This window comes from Pseudoxanthomonas sp., assembly GCF_035999195.1.
Lineage (GTDB): Bacteria > Pseudomonadota > Gammaproteobacteria > Xanthomonadales > Xanthomonadaceae > Pseudoxanthomonas_A.
Map to the genome: position 1 here is coordinate 1736560 of NZ_DASYGY010000009.1, position 22875 is coordinate 1759434.

At 65.8% G+C, this 22875-nt stretch carries 19 protein-coding genes; 6 read left to right on the forward strand and 13 right to left on the reverse strand.

What is annotated here, in order from left to right:
• Positions 1 to 126 precede the first annotated feature (126 nt).
• The 6 genes from VGN58_RS15160 to VGN58_RS15185 all read right to left on the reverse strand — a co-directional run bounded on the left by VGN58_RS15160 (position 127) and on the right by VGN58_RS15185 (position 6519).
• Entirely contained in the window at positions 127 to 1125 is a 999-nt protein-coding gene (locus tag VGN58_RS15160; RefSeq protein ID WP_327484010.1) for an alpha/beta hydrolase family protein, read from the reverse strand.
• A gap of 58 nt (positions 1126 to 1183) precedes the next feature.
• Positions 1184 to 1405, reverse strand: a complete 222-nt coding sequence (locus VGN58_RS15165) for a helix-turn-helix transcriptional regulator (protein WP_327484011.1) — start codon at positions 1403 to 1405, stop codon at positions 1184 to 1186.
• A 1-nt stretch (position 1406) separates the two neighbouring features.
• On the reverse strand, positions 1407 to 1919 hold the full coding sequence (locus VGN58_RS15170; protein ID WP_327484012.1) for a DUF2975 domain-containing protein: 513 nt from the start codon (positions 1917 to 1919) through the stop codon (positions 1407 to 1409).
• Between the two features lie 407 nt (positions 1920 to 2326).
• Positions 2327 to 3481, reverse strand: a complete 1155-nt coding sequence (locus tag VGN58_RS15175; RefSeq protein WP_327484013.1) for a PepSY-associated TM helix domain-containing protein — start codon at positions 3479 to 3481, stop codon at positions 2327 to 2329.
• 7 nt (positions 3482 to 3488) lie between these two features.
• Positions 3489 to 5642, reverse strand: coding sequence for a TonB-dependent siderophore receptor (locus VGN58_RS15180; RefSeq protein ID WP_414710805.1), 2154 nt, complete (start codon positions 5640 to 5642; stop codon positions 3489 to 3491).
• A gap of 226 nt (positions 5643 to 5868) precedes the next feature.
• On the reverse strand, positions 5869 to 6519 hold the full coding sequence (locus VGN58_RS15185) for a helix-turn-helix transcriptional regulator (protein WP_327484014.1): 651 nt from the start codon (positions 6517 to 6519) through the stop codon (positions 5869 to 5871).
• A gap of 143 nt (positions 6520 to 6662) precedes the next feature.
• On the opposite strand from VGN58_RS15185, the gene VGN58_RS15190 reads away from it, so the two are divergent.
• A complete protein-coding gene (locus VGN58_RS15190) occupies positions 6663 to 8594 on the forward strand; it encodes a M61 family peptidase (protein ID WP_327484015.1) in 1932 nt (643 codons plus the stop codon).
• Between the two features lie 353 nt (positions 8595 to 8947).
• Entirely contained in the window at positions 8948 to 9679 is a 732-nt protein-coding gene (locus VGN58_RS15195; RefSeq protein ID WP_327484016.1) for an SOS response-associated peptidase, read from the forward strand.
• A 78-nt stretch (positions 9680 to 9757) separates the two neighbouring features.
• Here the strand turns inward: VGN58_RS15195 and VGN58_RS15200 are convergent, their stop codons facing one another.
• The 6 genes from VGN58_RS15200 to VGN58_RS15225 all read right to left on the reverse strand — a co-directional run bounded on the left by VGN58_RS15200 (position 9758) and on the right by VGN58_RS15225 (position 18504).
• Entirely contained in the window at positions 9758 to 12685 is a 2928-nt protein-coding gene (locus VGN58_RS15200; protein ID WP_327484017.1) for a bifunctional diguanylate cyclase/phosphodiesterase, read from the reverse strand.
• A gap of 32 nt (positions 12686 to 12717) precedes the next feature.
• Entirely contained in the window at positions 12718 to 14622 is a 1905-nt protein-coding gene (locus VGN58_RS15205; RefSeq protein ID WP_327484018.1) for a diguanylate cyclase domain-containing protein, read from the reverse strand.
• An 83-nt stretch (positions 14623 to 14705) separates the two neighbouring features.
• Positions 14706 to 15059, reverse strand: coding sequence for a response regulator (locus tag VGN58_RS15210; protein WP_327484019.1), 354 nt, complete (start codon positions 15057 to 15059; stop codon positions 14706 to 14708).
• Complete coding sequence (locus tag VGN58_RS15215) at positions 15056 to 16219, reverse strand: two-component system sensor histidine kinase NtrB (protein WP_327484020.1); 1164 nt, start codon at positions 16217 to 16219, stop codon at positions 15056 to 15058. Before VGN58_RS15215 ends, VGN58_RS15210 begins: the two co-directional genes overlap by 4 nt.
• Positions 16220 to 16281: 62 nt before the next feature.
• On the reverse strand, positions 16282 to 17964 hold the full coding sequence (locus tag VGN58_RS15220; RefSeq protein ID WP_327484021.1) for an ABC1 kinase family protein: 1683 nt from the start codon (positions 17962 to 17964) through the stop codon (positions 16282 to 16284).
• 135 nt (positions 17965 to 18099) lie between these two features.
• Complete coding sequence (locus tag VGN58_RS15225) at positions 18100 to 18504, reverse strand: hypothetical protein (RefSeq protein ID WP_327484022.1); 405 nt, start codon at positions 18502 to 18504, stop codon at positions 18100 to 18102.
• Between the two features lie 223 nt (positions 18505 to 18727).
• Between VGN58_RS15225 and VGN58_RS15230 the strand changes: the two genes are divergently transcribed.
• The 3 genes from VGN58_RS15230 to VGN58_RS15240 are packed head-to-tail and all read left to right on the forward strand — an operon-like array spanning position 18728 to position 21806.
• The gene (locus VGN58_RS15230) at positions 18728 to 21046 is read left to right on the forward strand and encodes a PAS domain-containing protein (RefSeq protein WP_327484023.1); all 2319 of its coding nucleotides are present in this window, start codon (positions 18728 to 18730) and stop codon (positions 21044 to 21046) included.
• Positions 21047 to 21103: 57 nt separating this feature from the next.
• Positions 21104 to 21349 carry a hypothetical protein gene (locus VGN58_RS15235; protein ID WP_327484024.1) on the forward strand — a complete coding sequence of 82 codons (246 nt, stop codon included), beginning with the start codon at positions 21104 to 21106 and terminating at the stop codon, positions 21347 to 21349.
• A gap of 58 nt (positions 21350 to 21407) precedes the next feature.
• Positions 21408 to 21806, forward strand: a complete 399-nt coding sequence (locus VGN58_RS15240) for a response regulator (protein WP_327484025.1) — start codon at positions 21408 to 21410, stop codon at positions 21804 to 21806.
• A 20-nt stretch (positions 21807 to 21826) separates the two neighbouring features.
• Here VGN58_RS15240 and VGN58_RS15245 read toward each other — a convergent pair whose 3' ends face one another.
• Positions 21827 to 22009 carry a hypothetical protein gene (locus VGN58_RS15245; protein ID WP_327484026.1) on the reverse strand — a complete coding sequence of 61 codons (183 nt, stop codon included), beginning with the start codon at positions 22007 to 22009 and terminating at the stop codon, positions 21827 to 21829.
• Positions 22010 to 22187: 178 nt separating this feature from the next.
• Here VGN58_RS15245 and VGN58_RS15250 point away from each other — a divergent pair, with 178 nt between their 5' ends.
• A complete protein-coding gene (locus VGN58_RS15250) occupies positions 22188 to 22874 on the forward strand; it encodes a DUF4142 domain-containing protein (RefSeq protein ID WP_327484027.1) in 687 nt (228 codons plus the stop codon).
• The last annotated feature ends 1 nt before the right edge of the window (position 22875 follow it).

Genomic DNA, 22875 nt, shown 5'->3' on the forward strand with positions numbered 1-22875 from the left:
CGGAGGTCCGCAGCGGTCGGAGGTTGCCCCTCCTCCCGCCCCACACCTGCCCTGATCGCGACGCGACGCCACCGGACGCAGGCAGCGCCTGCGGCGCGCGACGGGTGGCCAGGGCGAAGGGCCGGATCAGTTCGCGCCGGCGTGGCGCTCGCCCGCCCGCTCGAACCAGTCCAGGATTTCGGTGCGGGCGTTGCGCCAGTTCCGCTGCAGGCCATGGTCGTCGCCGGGATAGACCAGCAGCTTGTGCGGACGTTCGAGCTGTTGCAGCCGGGCCGCCATCCTGCGCGACTCCTCCACGCTGACGCGATCGTCGGCCTCGCCGTGCAGCAGCAGCACCGGCATGCCGGCGGGCAGCTGCTCCGCCCAGTGAAGCGCGGAGCGCGCGCGCAGCGCGGCGTGCCTGTCGCTGTCGTAGCCGGGAATGCGGGTGCGATACATGCGCTCCATCTCGGGCCGCCACGCCAGGCCCGCCAGCAGGTCCGACGCGCCCCCGATCGTGGCGATGGCGGTGATGTCGTCGCGTCGACGTGCGACCAGATAGCTCATCATGGCGCCGCGGCTCTGGCCGAGCAGGAAGATGCGGCTGCCGTCCACCTCCGGCATCGCCAGCGACAGGTCGATCAGCCGCATGATGTCGTCGACATCCCCGCCGCCGAATTCGTCCGCGTCGCGATACTGGCTGGCCACCACCATGAAGCCTGCCTTGGCCAGGGGCAGCAGCTTCAGGAACACCTGCAGCGAATCGAGCTTGCCGTACGCGCCATTGCCGCCGCGGTTGTAGACCAGCAGCGGCAGCGTGCCCTGCGTCGTCCACGACCGGGGCCTGACGACGTAGCCGGATACGGTGTGCCCGCCGCTCTCATACGACACGATGCGGCAATCGAATGCGGAACGTGCGAAGGCGAAGGTATCGGGAGGCACCAGCGCCTGTAGCCGCGGCATCGAGCGCGCCGGATCATCGAGACGCTGCGCGACCGAATCCAGCCAGCTCCGGTAGTCCGGGGTGGCGTCGAAACAGTCGGTCTCGGAGAGGAAGTCGGCCGGTCCTGCGGCGGGACTGGCCGCGATGGCGGGCAACGCAAAGGCCAATGTCGCCGCGACCGCGGCAATCAGGGTACGAAACATGGAGGGGTTCCCTTTGGGAGAGAAGAGTGGCGATGGAGACGGCGCGCGCCGTCCCGCATCAGTCGTCGGCGGTCAGTGAGGGATCGTGGACCAGCAGTTCGCCGGGCTGGCAGTCCAGTGCGGCGCAGATGGCGTCCAGGGTCGAGAACCGGATCGCCTTGGCCTTGCCGGTCTTCAGGATCGACAGGTTCGCCAGCGTGATGTCGACGCGCGCGGCCAGCTCGGTGAGCGTCATCCGGCGTGCGTGCAGCAGTTCGTCCAGGCGCACGACGATGGCCATGTCAGACCGTCCCTTCCAGGTCCGTGCGCATGCGCGCACCGTGCGAGAACACGCCGGACAGCACGAACAGCAGCACCACGGCCAGCCAGGGCGTGGGCGAGAAGCCGTCCATCTGTCCGGGTATCGACGTCAGCTTGGTGATGGCGAGTACCGCCAGCCGCAGCAGCTCGACGGCCAGCACGCTCCAGGCGATCACGTTCAGGCGTTGCGCGTTCGCACGTACGAAGGCATCCCCGCTCCGCACGGTGTCGATGATCGCCAACAGGCGCCGCAGGATGGTATGGACGATCGCCGCTCCCACGATGCCGATCAGCATGATCGCCCGCATGCCCAGCGGCACCTGCGGATCCAGGGTGGCGAGGTCGAGGCCAAGCGGCTTCCACGGCCAGTCCTCGATGAAGAAGCTGCCGCAGAACAGGGCGATGACGGAGAGGAGGTAGAGCAGGTTGAGGACGGTCAGCCCGAGGATGATCGGTCGGGTGACGGCGAGGGCTCGGGCGGGCATACGACTCATGGATCGCTCCAGGCGGAATGTTGTTAAACGATACATGGCATATCGTATAACGATAAATATGCGGGAAGTCATGGTAGCCGCACGCCCCGCTCGCCCGGACGACGCCGTGGCGAGGAGCCTCTTCCCGTGGCGCAGGCGGGCGCGGGATCGGGCGGAAGACCTGGCTTGCCGGGAATGCGGCGCAACAGCGAGGGGTTCGATCACACAGACCGAAGCACGCGCAGGGTTGATCGCCCTGGCTGACACGGCGGTCGGGTAGCGCGCCGCCGGATAGGCGCTGCCTATCCGAAGAGTGCGCCTATTTCATGGCCTCGAGCGGGATGAGTACGAGCCAGACGAGGGCAAGCGCGAGCCATACCCATCGCCACGCCCCCATGCGCCGCCATGCGAGTCGCCAAGGACCGGGATCAGGCGTCATGTGGTCTCCGTTTGCGCGCCGACCGTAACTGATCCGCGACGCGCAATCCGTAGAGGTAGACCCCGGTAAAGCTGAGCGCCGTCAGTGCAGCGCCGAACAGGAACCAAATCAGACGCACGGGCCACCCACCGAACGAACCGAAATGCAGCGGGTCGGCCATCTCGGCGATGCGCTGGTGCACGCTCATGTCGCGGCCGTCCTGCAGGTCGAGCAGGCGGCCATCGCGCAGATCGAAGCCTGCCGCGTTCGCGCGGTCGCGCACGAGCCAGGCCTGTGCCTGGCCTTCGATGAGCAGGCCGGTGCCCGCCATGCTGGGCTGCACGCCGGCCACCTGCAGTTCGGGCCAGCGCTGCTGCAGCGCGGCCACGGCGCGGTCGATGGCCGCCCGATCGGCGTGGGCGGGCGCATCGCGCTTGCCGTCGCCGGGCAGGGCGATCTTCGGCGGCGGCTCGGCCTTCCCGCCCAGCGATTCGACCAGATACCACCCACCGGTGATCGCGATCAGGGCCACGAACCAGAGGCTCCACACGCCGCACAACCGGTGGATGTCACCCCAGAAGCGGCGTGGACGGTCCGCACGCGGCCAGCTGAAGAAGCCGCGCCACCAGCGCTTGTAGATGAAAAAGCTGCTGATCAGGGAGAGCAGCAGCGGGATCGACAAGGCCGCCACCAGCGGCACGCCGTACTTGACCGGCAGCATGAGGTGGCGATGCGTGTTGCGCAGGAAACGGTGGGCGTTGAACCAGTGGGTATCGCCGGTCACCTTGCCGGTATACGGATCGACCCAGACGAAGCGCAGTTTGCCCTCATCGGTGCGCATCTGGGCGCGTGCGGCAAAGCGCGACGCATGCGGTGCGGTGAGTCCCTGCAGTTCCCAGGTGGGATGGGCACGCTGCACGGCGTCCACCATCGTGCCCCAGCTCGCACGCTGCTCGCTGGGCACCACGCGCATTTCCGCATGCAGCAGCCAGTCCAGTTCCTGCGCGAACACCGCCAGCGTGCCGGTGAGGCAGATGAAGCCCATGAACAGGCTCAGCTTGAGTCCTATCCAACTGTGCAGATCGAACCAGCGACGTCGCGTGCCCGCCCTGGCCGACGGCGTAGGCAGGGAGGCGGCTGCGGTCGCTGGCGGCGGCGCGTGCATGGCGTGATCAGAAGGTATAGGCCGCCTGCAGGTACAGCCGTCGCGGTTCACCCGGGAAGTGGCCGTTGCGCTCGATGAAGCCGCTCGCCGCGTAGACCTTGTCGAACAGGTTCTTGATGTTGGCCTGGAACTTCCAGTCGCGCCATTGCGTCTGCCAGCTCAGGTCGAAGATCGTGTATGGCTTGACCCGCTGTCCGTCCAGGCTGATGCGCTCGTCGGTGTAGTCGGCGCCGAACCCGATGGCCGACGCGATGGCGGGAAGGTCGTAGCGCGTCCACAATCCCAGCTTGTTGCGCGGTGCGTTGGCGAAACGGTCACCCGACGCATTGGTGATACCGTTGCTGCCGGCATCGACCACCCGCGCATCGTTGTACGCATAGGCCAGGCTGATTACCCAGCGGTCGGTCACGTCGGCCAGGAGGTCGACTTCCAGTCCCTCGCTGCGCACCAGTCCCAGCGCCGCCAGCTGGTTGACGCCGTCCACCACCTCCCCGGTCGCCTGCACGATGTTGCTGCGCTCGATCCGGTACAACGCGGTATTAAGCGTCAGCCGCCCCTCGGCCAGCAGCGTCTTCAGGCCGACTTCCCACTGCCGGCTCTGCTCCGCATCGAACGGCCCGCCCGCGGCCGGGTTCTGGTTGCCGGTGGCCTGCGGCACGAAACCGCTGGCCACGCTGGCGTAGGCGTTCAGGCCGTCGCGCAGCACGAAGGTGCTGCCCAGGCGCCAGCTGACGTCGTGGCCGTCCACGCGGGCGCCCGCGATCAGGTCTTCGTCTTCGAAGCCGTCCCAGCGCAGCCCGGCCAGCACATACCAGCGCGGCGTCACCGTCACCTCGTCCTGCAGATAACCGCCGTAGCGCAGGCCGCGCGTGCGCGTGTCGCGCCAGGGCAGTCCGGCGAGGTCGTAGTCCCGGTACGACGTGACGCCGTAGACCGGATCGAACAGGTCGATGCCCGGTACCGGGCCGGCGTTGCGCGGAAGGTCCGCGCTGTTGGCCGTCTGTGCGCGGAAGTCGGCATCGCCACGATAGTAGTCGGCGCCGAACAGCAGCTTGTGCTCGATGTTTCCGGTGGCGAAACGCCAGACCGCGTTGCCATTGGCGGCATAAGCGTCGTTGTCGCGGTACTGGTTGCGCAGCTGGCGCGTCATCCATTCGGCAGTGCCGTCGCCGTCGCGATCGATCAGTCCCATCGGCTCGTGGTAGATCTGGTGCTCGCTGTTCTCGAACCAGCGGGCGGCGAAATCCACATCCCACGCCTGTGACGGCGAGAAGCGATACTGCGCAAGCACCACCTTGGCCTGCATGTCGAGGAAGTCGGTGGCCTCGTTGTGGTTCCAGCGGCGACTGGTGAGGAACGCGCCGTTGTCGTTCACGGGCACGCCGCGCAGCCGGTTGCCGCCGAGGGTCTGGGTGATATCGGTGTACTGCAGAATCAGCTCGCCCGTCTGGCCGACATCGAAGGCGACAGACGCGTCGCCGATCACGCTCTGGCTGTCGGCATTCCAACGCACGCCCTCCTCGCCGTCGGCATAGGCGCCGAGCCGGTAGCGCACGTTGCCGGTTGAGGTGACGGGCCCGGTAGCTTCCATCGAACCGGCGACGAAATCCTCGTTGCCGGCCTGCAGCTCCACCCGTCGCTGCGCCTTGGCCTGCGGCTTGCGGGTGACGTAGTTGATGACGCCGCCGGCATCGCCGCCGCCGTACAGCGCGCCGGCCGGCCCCTTGAGCACTTCCACCCGCTCGATGTTGAACAGCTGTGGGACCGAGAAGCCGGCATAGGGATCGCCGCGCAGGCCGTCGTACAGCACGTTCTCCTGGCGGAAACCACGCAGGGTGACGCCCGCGTAGCTGAAGAAGCTGATCCCGCTGATGCTGCGGTAGAGATCGGTCACCTGGCGCGCGGCCTGGTCGTCGATCAGCTCGCGCGGCATGACCTGCACCGACTGCGGGACCAGGACGAGCGGCGTATCCGTGCGGGTGCCGACGGCCGCGTCGTCGGCCTTGTACAGCGTCTGCGCCCGCCCCAGCACCTGGACCGAATCCAGTTCCGTCACATCGGAGGCCGGCACCGCCTCAGGCGCGGATTGGGCATGAGCCTGAAAGAACGCCAAGGACAGGGCCGTGGCCAACATCGTTTGCTGAATTGAGCGAAGCTGCATGAGGGGGATTGATGCGAATGATTATCAACACCAGTCTACCACCTAGCCCCGTCAATGGCAGCAGGTCCCGCGGAAAGGCGCCCTCGGATGGCGCCGATCCGCACGCGATGAGCTCCGAATGCCCCCTCCAGGAGAGGCCGATCAGACAGGCCTTACAGGTCGACTACGGGACGGAAGCTGACGTGGCGCCAGCGCATGACGCACGTCGAGCGCCAGGCGATTGCAGTCAAGGACTGTGCGCCGGCCGGATCGATTCCCGAACGTTTTTCAGATATCGGTAGAGCAATGCACGGGAGATGCCCATCCTGCTGGCGACGGCGGGTGCGGCGTTGCGTATATCCAGGATCCCGGCCTCGTGCAGTCGGGCAATCAGGGTGAGGCGTCCCGACGTATCCAGTGCCCTGACTGACATCCCCTGCTCGGTTTCATGGTTGCTGACGATGCGCTCCAGCACTTGTCGCCAGTTATCGTGGAAGAAGCTCTCCGGCTCCGGGGACGGGGGCAGGAAGGCCAGTGTCCCAAGGCTCTCGCGGACGCGCTCCAACATGCCTACATCGAAATTGATGCAGAGCATTCCGTGTGGATGTCCCTTCTCATCGCGCAACACCGCCGTCATGCACCGCATGTTGCGGCCATCCGCCTGGGTCTTCCGGTAGGGGCCGATCATCTGATGCGTCAGCGCCTCGTCCGGAAAGCGATCGCCGCTGGAGCTGTCGCCCACCTTGCGCTTGGAGATCGGATTGGCGATGTGAGCGATCTTCATCGTCAGAAGATCGTGGACGACGACTTCGACATGAGGCCGGAACAGCGCCGCTATCGCATCGGCGACAGGGAAATGCGGCGCAAGGGCCGCGGCGCGAGGGGAACGATTCGGCATTTCAGTATGTGGCGGTCCGCAGAAAGCGGGCAGCGTGCCTGATCGAGGCGATCTTTTCAAATAGTCTCTTGTTTACAATCTGTCTATATGCACCTATCGTACGTGCCCCGGATGTCTGGGCGACGACAGCGAGGCATGACGAAGTGGAAAGCGATAAAGGTCCTGGTGTCATCTCCCGCTACCTGGCTCTGATCCTTTGCGCGCTGATCATGGCGGGCGCGGCATCGGCAGCAGGTGGTCGTCCGCAGTGGGGGCTGCCGCTTTCCGAGACACCGACACCGCAAGACCGCAGATTCGACGGCACGATACGCCTGGAGGTCGATGCCAGCGATCTGAATCGCTGGGTCTTCCGTGTCCGGGAAACCATTCCTGTGCAGATGCCGGGCAGGACAACCCTGCTGTACCCGGCGTGGGAACCATCGAGCCACGCGCGTACGCTGTCGGCGGCAAATTTGGCCGGGCTGATGATGTTTGCCGGCTCGCAGCGTCTGGAGTGGCGGCGGGATGAGCTCGAAATGCACGCCTTCCACCTCGATGTGCCTGAAGGTGTCGACGACATCACTGTCGAGTTCCAGTACGTCGTCAGGCCGGGCGACGCGATCCTAGGCCCCGATCTGGTCGCGGTGCAGTGGCAAAGGCTGCTGCTCTACCCCGCAGGCTGGTACGCAAGCAACATCCCCGTCCAGGCCGCTGTTCGTCTCCCGAGCGGCCTGCATGCGGTTTCTTCATTGCGTGCCGAAGAAGCCTCCGACGGATCGGTGAGGTACGCGGTCACGACGTTGGACACGTTGCTGGACGCGCCGGCGATAGCGGCCAGACATGTCCGCACTTACGACATGGGCCCGGCCGGACAGCCCGCCTTCCGGCTGAGCCTGCTGTCGGATAGCGGGGAAACTCCGGATCTGACGGATCGGGACGCGGCCGACATGCGCCGCATGCTGCGGGAAACCCACGCGGTATTCGGCCGAGCGCCCTACGCAAGGTTCGAGGCCATGGTGATCCTGAGCGACGCGTTCCCTCCCGGGGGCATTGAGCACGCCGGTTCGGCTGAAATCCATCTCCCTGCGGATTACTTCCGGGACCGTTCCCGCCAGCTCAACAACCTCGACCTGATCGTCCACGAGCACGTGCACGCATGGAACGGCCGCTTCCGCGTGCCGGTCGGACAATGGACGCCGACACCGAACACCCCGATACGCAACGGAATGCTGTGGAGCTACGAGGGTCAGACCGAGTTCTGGGGGCGAGTGCTGGCGGCCAGGAGCGGTCTCCGCAGCCATCAGGAGACGCTGGACAAGCTCGCACTGGATGCGGCCAACGTCGAGGCGGCGAACGGCCGGGCGTGGAAGACGCTCCGCGACACCACCAATGACCCGCTCTACATGTCGGGCCGCGCGGCGGTGTGGCCGGAGTGGCAGCGCCGCAAGGACTACTACACCGAGGGAGTCCTGCTCTGGCTGGAGGTCGACATGATGCTCCGCGATGGTTCCGGCGGCCGATACGGCTTGGACGACTTGGCTGCCGCGTTCTACTCGGCCGACCTCGGGCCAGGTCCGCACACGTACACCTTCGATGATCTCTGCGCCGCCCTGCACAGGATGGTGCCCATCGACTGGTCGAAACATGTCGACGAACGGCTCGACACGCACGTGCCACTGGTACTGGGCGGCCTGGGTCGCGCCGGCTGGGAACTGGTCTACGACGACACACCGACGGCCACGTTTCTGCAGAATGAGGCGGAGATCGGAGGCTACGACGTGCGCCACTCGATTGGCATGGTGGTCGACACGCACGGAAGGGTGCAGTCGGTCATCTGGAACAGTCCGGCGTTCCGCGCAGGTATCGGCCCCGGTGCAGTGCTGGAGGCGATCAACGGCGAAGCGTTTTCCCGTGAAGCGCTGTTGAGCGCAATCAGGAAAAGCGTCGACAGACGCGTCGCCGTGCGGATCCGTCAAGGTGGGGATCGATACGACCTGGAGATCGACTATGACGGAGGCACTCGCTATCCGCATCTGCGCAGAATGCGCGACCGCCCTGACCGGCTGACGCGCCTCCTGACGTCACGATCACCGTAGAAGTCGCTCTCTCACTTTGACGAGGTGACTGGGGAGGCGTGAGCCAACGACTCCCAGAATCTTGTGGACTTCAACGTAAGTGCAAACGCTTCGACGGCATTGGTGGCCCACCAGCAATCGAACAATTCACTCAAGTGGCTGTATTTGTTAGCTAAATGGCAGGCGGCAGAACAACCTGCCTCACTTTCTGACTCACTTCCGAAAAGGCAGCCTTCGGCCGGTACCGGACGTCTCGGGATGACCCGTCCTGTCCGGCGTCAACCTGGCCCATGTCCGCGCCTGGGCGAAAACCCCTTTGCAGGCACCCACTCACCTAGACCCCCAGCTCACGTCGGGGAGCCTAGGGTGGCCGCATGCGCCGTTTCGTACAAGCCATCGCAGACGTGGATCAACTGGCCAGTACTCTGCCCGCGGCCATCGCGCAGGCCATCGTGGACACTCCGGCGCACTACAACATTAGCAAGGGGAAGCCTGCGGTTGTCGTCATAATGTCCGACGACCGCCTTGTGCTACTGAGCGAGATGATCTGGGGACTCGTCCCTCGCTGGTCCAAGGAACCGTTCACGTCTTACACGACCGTTACCGCGCGAGTGGATCGCGCGCCGAAGAGCCGCATCTTTGCCCAAGCCTGGCAGACGCGACGCTGCCTGGTACCGATGAGCGGCTACTTTAAGTGGGACCGTCAGCGGAAACCGCCCTGGCCCCACTTCATCCAGCGACGCGATGGCGGCGCTCTGCTGGCAGCCGGCCTTTGGGAAGAGTGGAAAGGCGAGGACGGGACGTCGCTGTTGAGTTTCACCCTTCTGACAGCGCCCAACCCGGCGATCCCTGCACCGCTGACGCAGGACGGACCGGTCTTCCTGGAGGGCGCGCCCGCCGTGCGCTGGCTGAGTGGCTCGTTATCCAGTCACCGTTCGCTGTTGCGGCGCGCACAGCGACCCGTGCTGGAAAGCTACACGGTGAGTCGCGAGATCGCGAGAACCGAAGTGGACGCGTACACATTGCTGGAACCTGTCGATCCGGAAGCGGAGGTCCCCCTATCGATGCATCCCAGGGAAGACGAGGATCCTTGGGACGAGGGATGACATTGCGGTAAATCGCATCCCGAGGCCGGAAGCCGACCGCCTCGCTGCATGCAGGTGCTACGACCGCGCAGTTGCGGATCATGCGTGTCCGTCTGCCTGCCTCAACCACGCCATGAACTGTTCCAGCGGCGCGGGGCGCGCGATGTAATAGCCCTGCGCATGATCCACACCGTGCTCTGCCAGCCACGCATATTCCTCGGCCCGCTCGACCCCCTCGGCGATGATGGTCAGTCCCAGCCCCCTTCCGAGGGCGACCAGCGCCCGGCAGATCGACGCATTCCCGACATCCTCGTCGACATGGTCGACGAACCTGCGATCGATCTTCAGGTGATCCAACGACAGGTCCCGCAGGTAGGCCATGCTGGAGAAGCCGGTTCCGAAGTCGTCCACCGATACGCAGACGCCGTCGCCCTGCAACTCCTCCATCGCGTGCTTGGCCACTTCGGGGCGCCGGAGCATGGCGCTTTCGGTCAGCTCCACGTGCAGGGCGCCGCGCGCCAGGCCGTAGCGCGCGCTGGCATCGCGGATCAGGCGGGGAACCGAGGCCGCCATGAACTGTACAGCCGACACGTTCACCGCAACCGCGACCTCCGGAAAGCCCGCAGCGGACAGCACGGACTGTGCCCTTGCCGCCTGGTCGATCACCCACTCGCCTATCGGCACGATCAGCCCGGACTCCTCACTCAGCGGAATGAAGCTCGCCGGAGACACATAGCCCTCCTGCGACCGCCAGCGCAGCAGGGCTTCGGCGGCCACGACGCGTCCATCGTACACACGACGGATGGGCTGGAAGTGCAGCTCGAACTCGTCGCGCGCAAGCGCGCTTCGCAGCTTGCCGACTGTCGCGATCCGCTTGTTCGCACTCTCGGCCAGGGCATCCGTGTAGTGCATGATCGGCGCGTTCTCGGTTCTGGCATGCAGGGCCGCCAACGCCGCATGGCTCACGACCTCCTCGGCCGGCTGATCGGAGCGTTGCTGGAACGCGATGCCGATCCATGCTTCGATCCGGTGGCTGCCCGATTCGGAAACGACGGGTGTCTCGAGCACCGCCCGCAATGCATCGACCGCCGCGTCCCACTCGACGCTGGGCACCGCGGCCAAGAAGACGTTTGCCGGCCTGTACGCGATCGCGCGCGCCGCTCCCACCGAGCTCGACAGGCGCCGTGCCACCTCCAGGATGATCCCATCGCGTGCACGCGGACCCAGTGTGGAGGCGACCAGATCGAGTTCCCTTATCTGCAGATGGATCACCGCATAGGCGGCATCGGGCTCTTCCGGCCCGATCGTGTCCAGTGCCTTCAGGAACGCGCGCACGTTCGGCAGTCCCGTCACTTCGTCGTGCGCGGCACGCCACGCGAGATCCGCCTCGTAGGCCACGCGCTCGCTGACGTCCTCGGCCAGCACCAAGCGCGCGTCGCGGCCGTCGAAGCGGATACTGCTGCTGTGGATGCGCACATGCATCTCCCGCCCGTCCCGGGTCCTGTGCAGCCAGACACGATCCGCATCGCGCGGTTCGGAACGATCGTCCACGCTCGCGCGCGCGGCCGCGCTCTCATGGGAAGGACGGATCTCCAGGATCGTCATGGCGAGGAACTCCTCGCGCGTATACCCATAGCGCCGGATCGCGGCGGCATTCACCGCGAGAAACCGCAGACTGTGGATGTCGAAGACCCAGAACGGCAACGGATTCAGCTCGAACAGCTCGCGGAACTGCGCTTCTGCGCGCTCCACTTGTTCCTCCTGGTGGCGGCGCTCGGTGATGTCCATGACCGTCCCCGTCATCCGTGGGGCTTCGTCGCCATCGTGTACCGGCGCGCCCTGCGCACTGATCCAGCGCTGCCGTCCGTCAGGCAGCAGGATGCGGTATTCGGCATGGAACGGCTTGCCTTCATTCCAGGCGCGGGCGAAGTCCGTCTGCACCTGCGCCCGGTCGCTCTCGTGCATCCGCTGGAAGAACGCTTCCAGCGGCAGCGGCCCGGAGACGGCAGGAAAGCCGAACAGACGCGCGGCGTGATCCGAGGCCTGCACCTGCTCGCTGTTTCGCTCCATTGCCCATACCCCCGTCTGCGACGCCAGCTGGGCTTTGGCCAGCCAGTCCGCATGTCGCGACAACGCATCGTGGGCGCGATCACGGGCGGCCTCCAGACGGGAAGACTTTCGCAGCAGGTAAAGCGTGACTGCCCAGTACAGCAGCAGCAGACTGACGGCGATCGCCGCTTGGGTGCGCCATGGCGCAAGCGCTTCACGCTTGGCCAGCCCCGCCGCGACCACGAACGGGTAGCCGCTGGTGGACGAGAAGCTGGCGAACCGTTCCACCCCATCGAGCTGGCTCACGAGGTCCTGTTGGACCGTCGATCCCGGCAACAGTGTGGCAGGGACGGGCACGCGCTTGCCCACATGCGCGCCGCTAGCGCCCCGGCGCGCAAGAACCGTTCCTTGAGGGGAAAGAATGCCCACACTGCCCTGCTCGCCGACGTCGAGATCCTCGAGCATCCTCTGCAGTTCTGAGGTACGCAGGCGTGCCACCAGCCAGTTCCTTTCCGGGGTCTGCAGCATCAACGGTACGATCGGCTCGGTGCGGCCCGTATGCACCAGCGGTCCGACACGCAGCGCCGACGCCGTCGCGTTCGCGTCGATGTCCGGCAGCGTGTCGTCTCCTAAGGGGCTGACACCGCGGTAGAGGGCGCGTCCGTCCCGCCCGTACAGATCGATATCCTGCAGCTCCGCATGGCGCGCGATCACGCCGCGGATTTCGCCCGACAGATCCCAACGCTCCCGGTCGCCCCGGTCGTCCGCATATCCGTCGGCGACCACCGCCATGCCACGCAGCGCGCGTTCGAGATTGCGTATCTCCAGATGAAGCAAACGGTCGACGCCTACCGTGACCGCCATGCTCTGGCGTCGTGCGGCTTCGATACGCGCAGCACGATCCAGCAGGATAGCCAGCAGCAGGCCGACGCTGATCACCAGCCCCAGCAAGACACCGACCAGACGCACCACCTTCATGCGCGCCAGCCCCGCAGCCGGCGATCGCCTCTTCAGCCCCATCGAACCCCGCTCCCTGTCCCCCCCGCCTCGCGGCCATGCCCGGGCTCTGCCTTGCCTGTCCGGGCGCCGCCTTCCGTCGCAGCGATGACCACGACCTCGTAGCGGTCGCGGCCCTTCTGTTTTGCTTTGTACAGCGCCTCGTCGGCCGCTGACAACAGATCGTCCTGGCTTGCAGGGCCGTGCGCGAAGGCGATGCCGATGCTGGTGGTCACGGTCAGCATGCGCTCACCGATGCGGATCGGCGCCCTGACCGCGGCCAGTACCTTGCGCGCGATGCCGGTGGCGCTCGTCGTGCCGATGTCACCCTCCAGCAGTACGACGAACTCGTCTCCACCCAATCGCACCACCAGGCCAGCCACGCCGACCTGACGCTGGAGCCGCTGCGCGAAAGCGCGGATCACGCCGTCGCCCGTCGCGTGGCCATGGGTGTCGTTGATGCCCTTGAAGTGATCGATGTCCAGGAAGAACAGCGCCACCGCGTGGCGCTCCGTACCCAATCCCGTGATGGCCCGCGCCAACTGCTGCTCCAGCTGTCGCCGATTTCCGATGCCGGTCAGTGCATCGATCATGGTCAGTCGCTGCAGGTCCGCGCGGCTGGCTTCCAGCGCACGCTCGGCAGCCACGCGCTTGCTGATGTCGCGTCCCGACAGGATCAGCACGGCGCCCCCGGTCGGATCCGGCGGTGCGGCGCGCATGACGACTTCCGTCCATACGAAGTGCCCGCGTTTGTGCCGCACGCGGTAGCGATGCGTCTGCGGCAGGCCGGACGCCACGACTTCGCGCATCGCCTGTCGCTGCGCTTCGCGATCGTCCGGATGCAGCAGGTCCCAGCGGGTCCCCAGCATCTCTTCGGGCATCCATCCGAGCATGTCGAGCGCCGAGGGGGACACATAGGTCCGTTCACCCGAGGCATCCAGGCGCACGACCAGGTCACCCGAAAAATCGGCAAGCAGGCGGTACCGCTGTTCGCTTTCCCGCACACGCGCGGTCAACCGATCCCGCTCCGCCATGGCCAACGCCACCGGAATGGTGATCAGGCATCCGCCGGCCAGGTAAAGCTGCAGCAGCGCGGTCCGCCATGCCGGCTCGACCACCTCCGTCCAGGGATCATGGCCGGCCACCGTGCTGGCCACGGCGATGAACGCGAACAACGACACGCCTACCGCCGCACCGCCGAACCGGTAGCGGAAGGCCACCATCAGCAGGGGAAGGTAGGTGAGGAACAGGACGGGATAGCGGAAGCGGAATGCCAGGCCCACGCCCCCCACGAGCAACACCATGCCCAGCACGAAGCCGACGCGGCGCCCGGGGGGCACCAGCGCCCGGATCCCCTTCACGTGGACCACCCATGCCGTCGTCCCCACGATCACCATGCCGAGCACATGAGCGCCGTACCAGGCCAACCACGTTTCCAGCGTCGCGGCGCCAGAGAAGGCGCGGTAGACCGCAAGTGCCAACAGGCCCGATATCGCACAGCCCGCCAGCGTGCCGACCGTCGCGACACGCCCGACATGCCCCCAGTGCCGGGGATCCCGGGCGTCCGGGATGGCACGCCGCATGAAGACCGCAACGCACAGCACTTCGGCCAGATGGCAAACCGCAAGGAAGACGGCAGGCATCAGACGTGTACCCGCCAGCACCTGACCCGCCGCGTCGGCCGAAAGCGCCACCAGGCATGCCATGGGCCACGTCGACCGTGGCCTCATCAACAGCCACGCACACAGCACCCCGGCCGGTATCCAAAGGGCGGGAACATCACCTGTCCCGTCGGCCCAGCGGGTGGATTGCCACGCACCCGCTCCCACCAGGCCCGCCAGCCACGCCGTGTCCGCGCTTCCGTCCCTGAGCCGCCAGATGGACATGTCAACGTCCTGTCGTCTTGGACATCCCGGCATCCTCGCGCCGCGCCCGTTTACGCGGCGTAGACACGGGCCGCCTGCCTCACCACCCGCACATGCCCCAACAGTCCGGGCCGCGCTTAGGGTATCGCCGCCTGCATGGCCTCGAGCAACTGCCTGAGGCGATAGGGCTTGCTCAGGAAGGTGACGTTTTCGGGCAAGGCAGGAAAGTGCGACAACGGATGGCCCGACGTCAGGATGATGCGCAACGGCATGTGCGCACGCGATGCCTCGACGGCGACATCGATGCCTGAGACGCCTCCCGGCATGGCGATATCCGATACCAACACATCGAAAGCGCCACCACCTCGCAAGTGCGACAGGGCAACCGCGCCGGAGCGCGCACCGGTGACGTGCATACCGTGGGCATCAAGCCCTTCCGAGACAATCTCGAGGAGATCGACCTCGTCTTCCACCAGCAGCACCCGGATCATTCGCTCGTGCTCCCGACCGGCAGATGCACGTACACCGTCGTGCCGTTCCCCGGTTCGCTGTCGAGGGAAGCGAAGCCGCCGGACTGCAGGGCGAACCCGAATATCTGGCTCAAGCCCAGTCCGCTGCCCTTGCCGATATCCTTGGTGGTGAAGAAAGGCTCGAAGACCCGCTGCTGCAACTCCAACGGAATTCCTGTGCCAGTGTCCTGGACGCTGACGCACACCATGTCCTGTGCCGCGTGCTCCGTCGCTGCCGGCATGGCGGTATGTGCACGCCAGGTCCGGATGAGGATTTCGCCGCCCTCGGGCATGGCGTCGCGGCTGTTGATGACCATGTTCAGGATGGCGGCTTCCAGCTGCGACCTGTCGACCTGCAGGACGGGCAACCCGGGGGCCAGATCGAAGCGGAGTTCGATGTTTTCCGGACAGCTGCGGCGCATCAGGTCCGCCAGCTCGAGAATGAGGCGATTGAGGTCGTGCGGTTGCGGCGTCAGGTTCTGTCCCCGTCCGAACGTCAGCAGCTGGCGGGTCAACAGGGCACCCCGCTCTGCGGCTCGCAACGCGGCATCCACGTTCCTTGTCAGCCGGGGATCGTGACTGACCCGCATCGTGATCAGTTCCAGCGCATTGATCACGACGCCGAGCAGATTGTTGAAATCGTGTGCGAGCCCCAGGGTCAGCTTGCCGATGGCTTCCATCTTCTGCGCCTGCAGCAGGGACGCCTCGGCCTCGCGCAGGCGTTGCTGTGCCTGTACCCGCTCGGTGATGTCGCGGGTCACCTTCGCATAGCCGACCAGTTCATCGCCCACCCAGATCGGGTCGATGACGACGCTGGCGAAGAAGCGGGTGCCATCCTTGCGCAGACGCCAGCCTTCCGCGGAAAAGCGACCGTCATTCCGGGCCGCGTCCAGCCCACGTTGCGGCAAACCCGCGGCCACGTCTTCGGGCGTATAGAAGCGCGAGAAATGGGTGCCGACGATGTCCTGGGGCGAATAGCCCTTGATGCGCTGCCCGCCCGGATTCCACGTCTTCACGTATCCATCGGGGTCGAGCATGTAGATCGCGTAATCGGTGACGCTGTCGAGCAGCAGACGGAACTGGGTCGCCTCGTCCGACAACGGGCCACGTGGTCCCAGCATCGGCTCGTCAACTTGATTCATGACGATCGACGGTAAGTATGCGGACGTGAATGCAATGTGGGTATGCGGCACCGCAAAATGAACTATCGGGGTCCGCGTTCCTCCCGCGAACGCGTCCGGTGATCGCTGACCAGCGAACTGACGACGATGCCGGCACCCAGCGCCACACCCAGCAGGAACAGCAGCAATGCGACGACGGGATAACCCCACAGCGTATGCGCGGACGGCACGCGCATCATCATCGCCGACGCCAGGATGAGCGCCGCCGTGATGACGCCTACCGAGATGCGATTGGCGATCTTCTGGAGATTCTCCATCAACCGCGACTCCTCCAGACCGGTCAGACGCATCTGCAGGCGATTCTCGGCCACCAGCGAGAGGATGTCCGACACCTTTCGCGGGCCGTCGCGCAGCAGCGCCTGCACTTCCATCATCTCGCTGGCCAGGCTGGGCGATGACAGCGATTTGCGCAGGCGGGCACGCATCACGTGCTGCAGTTGGTCTTCCACCACGCGCTGCGTATCGAGCGCCGGCGCCAGCAGATGGCAGGCCGTATCGAGATTCAACAGTGTCTTGCCGAGCAGGCTCAGTTCCGGCGGCGGCCGCAGTCCGCATTGCATGGCGATGCGCACCAGGTCGAGCACCACCCGTCCCTCGGACATCGACGATTGGTGCGCGCCGTAACGCGCGATCAGCTGGCCCACTTCCCGCAGGAACTTCGGCTCGTCGTAGTCTTCCAGGCGAATGCCCAGTGCGATGCACTCCTCGGCGACCTGCTCGCCGCGCCCGTCCACGGCGGCGAACAGGAGTTTGAGCAGCCGATCGCGCTGGCGCGGCGGCACATTGGCGACCATGCCGAGATCGAAGACCGCCAGGCGACCGTCCTCGGTCACCCTCAGGTTGCCCGGGTGCGGGTCCGCGTGGATCTCGCCGTGCACGAACATCTGGTCCAGATAGCCGCGCAGCAGATCCTCCGCCAGCGGGGTCATGTCCTGCTCGGTACGTCGCAATCCGGAAATCTCGTCCACCCGACGCCCGTCGGCCAGCTCCATGGTCAGCACGCGCTTGGCCGTGTAGTCCCACACCGGCGCCGGCACCCACAACTGTCGGAACGGCGCCAGGTGCTCGCGGAAACGCTCCAGGTTCTCCGCCTCGGCGACATAGTCCAGCTCGGCCGTCAGCGAGCGGGAAAACTCCCCGAGCCACTCGGAGAAACGCACGTGGCGTCCGATGTCGGTGAACCGGTCTGCGGTGCCGGTGATGCCGCGCAACAGGTCCAGGTCCGCCATCAGCTGCTGCGCCACGCCGGGCCGCTGCACCTTGACGGCGACCTCGCGCCCATCGCGCAGTCGCGCCCGGTGGACCTGCGCCAGCGACGCGCACCCCAGCGGCACCTCCTCGAAACTGGCATAGGCCTTGTTGATCCTGACACCCAGCGCGTCTTCCACCTGCTCCCGGATCACCTCGAAAGGCACCGGCGTGACATCCTCCTGCATGCGTTCCAGCGCGGACGCATAGGCCGGCGGCACCAGATCCGGACGCGTGGACAGCATCTGGCCCAGCTTCACGAACGTCGGTCCGAGCGCCTCGAGCTCATCGGCGAACTGCTCGGGACTTCCATCATCGTCGCCACCCTCGTCGAGCATCGTGGGCTCGAGCGAGAGGCCGTTGAACACGCCCGATTTCCTGTACCGGAACAGGAAGCGCAGGATCGCGGCCCGGCGCGGCAGTTTGCCTTCGACGGGCGCGGAGGTGGCTGAATTCATGGCGTCTCCACGCGTTTTCGCAGGCGATGTTTTTCGCCTGCATGCGGTGATCGTGGAGTGAACGGACGACACCATGTCCCCGCAAGGATCAGGATGCCGCGGACGCACGTTACAGTGCGCCCGGGCCATCACCTGCTATGCGACCGCGGCAGAGAGCGCCTTCAGCACGTCATCCACGCATGCAGGCTTGGTGATCCAGGCGGCACTGGCGTGACGCGAGGGAGCGATGTCGGGCTCGTAGCCCGTGAGGAACACGATCGGCACGCCAAGCGACACCAGAGCGTCCGCCAATCTGAAGCACGGCCTGCCATCCAGGTCCAGATCCAACAGCGCGACCGTGGGAGGTATCGTCATCGATGCCTGGAACGCGGGGTAGGCGCTGGCGAACGGGCCGAGCACGCTGGCGCCCTCGCCTGTCACCAATTCACGATTCCTGTCCGCGATGAGATAGTTCTCCTCCACGATCAGGACACGCTGTCCCGACAGCAACAGTCCATCTTGCTGACTGCCTGCGGTCGCGCATTCCATCGACATGTTCATGACCCTGCTCCTTGGGTGTATGGACGTCGACTATGGCACGCTGCCTGAAGAGACGCGTGAAAAACGCACCGCGGTCCGATGAAAGGTTCCTGCGCCACTGTACACACGTTACGCTTTACGCTGCTTTCACTCGACACATCGGTAGATTCAGGCCCACGGAACTCGCCGGAGTGTGAGGCCCGCTTCTCACTCCTGGATCGGGAAGATCGCCGTAGGTACTGCAATGCCGATCGATGATGACCGCGGCACGCGCGGGGAAATGGCACGGCGCGTCGTCGAATTCGATTGGAGCGCTACGCCGCTGGGCGGGCGGGACGAATGGCCTGCGCATCTGCGCAGCATCGTGGACGTGATGCTGGGGCACGGGTTCCCGATGATCCTGCTGTGGGGCAAGGACCTGGTACAGATCTACAACGATGGCTATGCCGCCATCATGCGTGAGAAACACCCGGCCGGACTGGGCCAACCCACTGCCGAGTGCTGGCCTGAGGTCTGGCATATCAATGCGCCTATCTACGACAGGGTTTGGCAAGGCGATACGGTCACGTTCGAAGACAAGCCGTATCCCTTGAAGCGCGGGAGTATGGTGGAAGACACCTGGCTGACCCTCACTTATTGTCCGGTGCGCGGAGCCGACGGCACGGTGGACGGCATCCTGGTGACGATGCTCGACACCAGCCTCGGCCAGCGCGCGCGCATCGCCCGCGACGCCAGTGAGGCCGAGCGGCAGGCGAGCGAGCAGCGGCTGGCGCTCGCCTTCAAACTGCTGCCGGTGGGCGTGGCCATCGTCGACCGCAGCGGCGATGTCGTGATGTCCAACGACGTCATGAAGAAGTACCTCCCCGGGGATCGCATTCCCTCGCTGGACGATGCCAACGTCGGGTGTTGGCGGGGCTGGCATGCGGATGGACGTCCGATAGAACGCACGGATTTCTCCACCGCGCGCGCGCTGAGGGGCGAGGTGGTCGTGCCGGGGATCGAGTTCCTGTTCGAGGCGGACGACGGCAGCGAACGCTGGACACGCGTCGCATCGGCGCCGATGTTCGACCCACAGGGCGAGGTCTCCGGCGCCCTGTCCATCGTGATCGACATCGACGACCTGAAGCAGAGCGCCGAACGCATCCGCATCAACGAAGAGCGGTTCCGACAGTTCGCCAGCGCATCCTCGAACATCCTCTGGATCCGCTCGGCCGTTACGCTGGCCATGGAGTTCGCCAGCCCGGCGTTCGAGACCATCTACGGCCTGCCGGTCGCGGACGCCCTCGGCGATGTCCGTCACTGGGCTGCGCACGTCGTGCCGGATGATCGCCAGACCGTGCTGCGGAATCTGGATCGCGTCCGCGCCGGGGAATCCCTCACGCAGGAATTCCGCATCCAACGCCAGGACGAGGGCGGTTTCCGCTGGATCATGAGCACCGATTTCCCGCTCTACGACGCCGAAGGCAATGTGCACCGTGTCGCAGGAATCGCGACGGACGTCACCGAGACACGCCGGGCGCACGAACACCAGCAGATCCTGCTGGCGGAACTGCAGCATCGGGTGCGCAACATCATGGCGATGCTCGGCTCGTTGGTGACGCGCAGCCGGCTGTCGGCCGACACGGTGGACGAGTACGCCCGCCTGTTGTCGGGTCGCCTGATGTCGCTGGCGCGTACCCAGGCCCTGTTGACCCAGGCCGCCAACGCCGGGGTTTCCGTCCACGCGCTCGCCGAGCAGGAACTGAAGGCGCAGGCGCACAGTGATGCGCAGTATGACCTTGCCGGCCCCGACCTTACCCTGCCGGCGAAGGCGACCGAGGTGCTTTCCCTCGCACTGCACGAGCTGACCACCAACGCCCTGAAGTACGGCGCGCTGTCCCGCGAGGATGGACATGTTTCGCTGCGCTGGAAGGTCGAACCGCAGGATGGGCGACCTTGGCTGCGTATGGAGTGGCGGGAGCGGCATCCTGCGCCGGCCGGATGGTTCCCGCCGCAGCGCTGCGGCTTCGGCACGTCCCTGATCGAACAACGCGTGCCGTACGAACTGGGCGGCATCGGCAGGATCGCCTTCGAGGCCACGGGAGCGGTGGCATCGATCGAGTTTCCGCTGATGGATGGCAGCAGCATCCTGCAGACGCAGGCGCCGGTGCCCGTCCGGGTCGAGGGCGGATCGAACGACCTGCATGGCCGCGTGGATTTGCGGGGTCACCGCATTCTGGTGCTCGATGATGACTTCTATCTTGCGAACGATACGGCTGCGGCGCTGCGCTCCGCGGGAGCTGCGGTGCTCGGCCCGTTCTCCGATACGGCCTCCGCGCTCGACGCACTGGATGTACCGCCGACCGGCGCAGTGCTGGACATCAATCTGGGCGGAGGCGCGAGCTTTGTGACGGCGGAGCGGCTGGCCGGACTGCGGGTCCCGTTCGTCTTCGTCACCGGCTACGACCCGTTCGTGCTGCCCGAGGCGCTGCGGGATGCGCCGGTCCTGCAGAAGCCGACTGACGCGGGCCGGATCGTGCAGGCGCTGGCGGCATGCTTGCCCGATCTGTTGACGGCAACGTGATGGCAAGGACATCTTCTTCACTCCGAAGGCCAATAATCACGCCTGAGGTGATGTTCCATGGCGGAAATCATTGGCTGGACCGCGTCGATCGTGCTGCTGGTCACGCTGGGCAGGCAGATCATGAAGCAGGCGCGCCGTCCCGAGGATCGGACTGTCTCCACGTGGCTTTTTATCGGGCAGGCGTGCGCATCGGCGCTGTTCGTCGTCTACTCGGTGATGCTGGAGAACTGGGTCTTCACAGTCACCAATACCTGCCTGCTGATCACCGCCGTGATCGGGCACGTGCTGACGCGCAGACGATGAACGGGATGGAGTGACTGTGGAAGCGCCGCATGGCACGGATACATCAAGAGGAGGCTCCATGTCCCCTTCATTGAGCGGACGCAACGTCCTGATCGTGGAAGACGAGTACCTGCTCGCCTCGGCGCTGCAGGAAGCGGTGGAATTGCTGGGCGGCCGCGTGGTGGGCCCCTTCGCTCGCGTACAGCAGGCGATGCAGTCGATCCAGAGCGGCGACATGCCGGACGTCGGCCTGCTGGATGTGAACCTGGGTTCCGAGTATTCGTATCCGCTGGCCGATGCGTTGGCCGAACGGGGCATTCCCACGGTACTCATTACCGGCTACGACCCGGATGCACTACCCGAGGCCTACCGATCGCTGTCGTATCTGCGCAAACCGTTCGATCTGGCTTCGGTGTCGTCAGCCTTGGAGGGCCTGGCATTCGCCGCGAAGCGCCAGAGCGACACCCGCCGCAACTGAATCAGGTCCAAGCTCTTCATCTAGATGTACTGCAAGCCCGCGCCCATCGCGACGGCGAAGAGCCCTGCCGATGCGCAGCGTCTGGTCACCGGGGGCCTGTCGGCAGTGGCCAGATAGCCCACCACGGCGATCACGGCCGAAAATGACACGGTCGCAAGAACGACAGGATGCGATATCAAGCCAGGCAGTGCGGACGTGATCATGGGGTTTTCCTCTCCTGCTGACCGGCCGGCTGACCCGCGCAGGGCGCACAGCTGGACGGGACGATATGGCGTTCTTCTAGTCCTCCGCGCGTGGACACGACGTGATGCATTCGGTCACCGGTGGGACGCGTTCCGGACATCCTCTTCATGCCCTCGCGCCGACATTGCGAGCCGTGGCATGGCGACCCTGCCTGCCATGCGCATCCCCTTATCGAGGACCGAATCCATGAATCGCTTGTCTGCCCCCGCCACTGCTTCCTTCGCTTTTGCACTGCTGCTGTGCGGCTGCAACGACCGTACCCATCCCGACGATGCCGACATGGCCTCCGATACTCCCCTGGCCGCTGCCGAGCCCGCCGATGCGGTGACGGACGCGACCGCCGATGTGACCTCCACCGCAACCGACGGCACGGCCCCGGCGGCCGGCATGCCAGAACCTGCTGCGCTGGGCGTGCTCAATGCGATCAATGCGCATGAGATCGCCGCCGGCGAGCAGGCGTTGGACAAGGGCGTCAAGGGTGAGGTGGCCGCGTTCGCACGGATGATGATCGATCAGCATACCGAGAACCGCGAGAAGACCCAGGCCCTCGATCCGGATGCCGCAGCCCAGGACGCCATGACGCAGCAACGCAAGGGCGAGGCAGAGCTCGCGGCATTGGATGCCAAGTCAGGCGACGAGTACGCCCGCGCCTACGTCGACGCGATGGTCAAAGGCCACACCGAAGCGCTCGATGCGCTGGATACGCGCCTGATCCCCGCCGCCACGTCCGAGCCGGTGCGCCAGCACCTGACGGCAACCCGCGGCCATGTCGCGGCCCACCTGGAGCAGGCACAGCGCCTCGCTTCCGCCGCGCCCGCGAACTGAC

Excerpts from the sequence above, each read along its gene's own strand:
- VGN58_RS15160 (WP_327484010.1), bottom strand. The coding sequence starts at position 1,125 with ATGTTTCGTACCCTGATTGCCGCGGTCGCGGCGACATTGGCCTTTGCG.
- VGN58_RS15165 (WP_327484011.1), bottom strand. The coding sequence starts at position 1,405 with ATGGCCATCGTCGTGCGCCTGGACGAACTGCTGCACGCACGCCGGATG.
- VGN58_RS15170 (WP_327484012.1), bottom strand. The coding sequence starts at position 1,919 with ATGAGTCGTATGCCCGCCCGAGCCCTCGCCGTCACCCGACCGATCATC.
- VGN58_RS15175 (WP_327484013.1), bottom strand. The coding sequence starts at position 3,481 with ATGCACGCGCCGCCGCCAGCGACCGCAGCCGCCTCCCTGCCTACGCCG.
- VGN58_RS15180 (WP_414710805.1), bottom strand. The coding sequence starts at position 5,642 with ATGCAGCTTCGCTCAATTCAGCAAACGATGTTGGCCACGGCCCTGTCC.
- VGN58_RS15185 (WP_327484014.1), bottom strand. The coding sequence starts at position 6,519 with ATGCCGAATCGTTCCCCTCGCGCCGCGGCCCTTGCGCCGCATTTCCCT.
- VGN58_RS15195 (WP_327484016.1), top strand. The coding sequence starts at position 8,948 with ATGCGCCGTTTCGTACAAGCCATCGCAGACGTGGATCAACTGGCCAGT.
- VGN58_RS15200 (WP_327484017.1), bottom strand. The coding sequence starts at position 12,685 with ATGAAGGTGGTGCGTCTGGTCGGTGTCTTGCTGGGGCTGGTGATCAGC.
- VGN58_RS15205 (WP_327484018.1), bottom strand. The coding sequence starts at position 14,622 with ATGCCGGGATGTCCAAGACGACAGGACGTTGACATGTCCATCTGGCGG.
- VGN58_RS15210 (WP_327484019.1), bottom strand. The coding sequence starts at position 15,059 with ATGATCCGGGTGCTGCTGGTGGAAGACGAGGTCGATCTCCTCGAGATT.
- VGN58_RS15215 (WP_327484020.1), bottom strand. The coding sequence starts at position 16,219 with ATGAATCAAGTTGACGAGCCGATGCTGGGACCACGTGGCCCGTTGTCG.
- VGN58_RS15220 (WP_327484021.1), bottom strand. The coding sequence starts at position 17,964 with ATGAATTCAGCCACCTCCGCGCCCGTCGAAGGCAAACTGCCGCGCCGG.
- VGN58_RS15225 (WP_327484022.1), bottom strand. The coding sequence starts at position 18,504 with ATGAACATGTCGATGGAATGCGCGACCGCAGGCAGTCAGCAAGATGGA.
- VGN58_RS15230 (WP_327484023.1), top strand. The coding sequence starts at position 18,728 with ATGCCGATCGATGATGACCGCGGCACGCGCGGGGAAATGGCACGGCGC.
- VGN58_RS15235 (WP_327484024.1), top strand. The coding sequence starts at position 21,104 with ATGGCGGAAATCATTGGCTGGACCGCGTCGATCGTGCTGCTGGTCACG.
- VGN58_RS15240 (WP_327484025.1), top strand. The coding sequence starts at position 21,408 with ATGTCCCCTTCATTGAGCGGACGCAACGTCCTGATCGTGGAAGACGAG.
- VGN58_RS15245 (WP_327484026.1), bottom strand. The coding sequence starts at position 22,009 with ATGATCACGTCCGCACTGCCTGGCTTGATATCGCATCCTGTCGTTCTT.
- VGN58_RS15250 (WP_327484027.1), top strand. The coding sequence starts at position 22,188 with ATGGCGACCCTGCCTGCCATGCGCATCCCCTTATCGAGGACCGAATCC.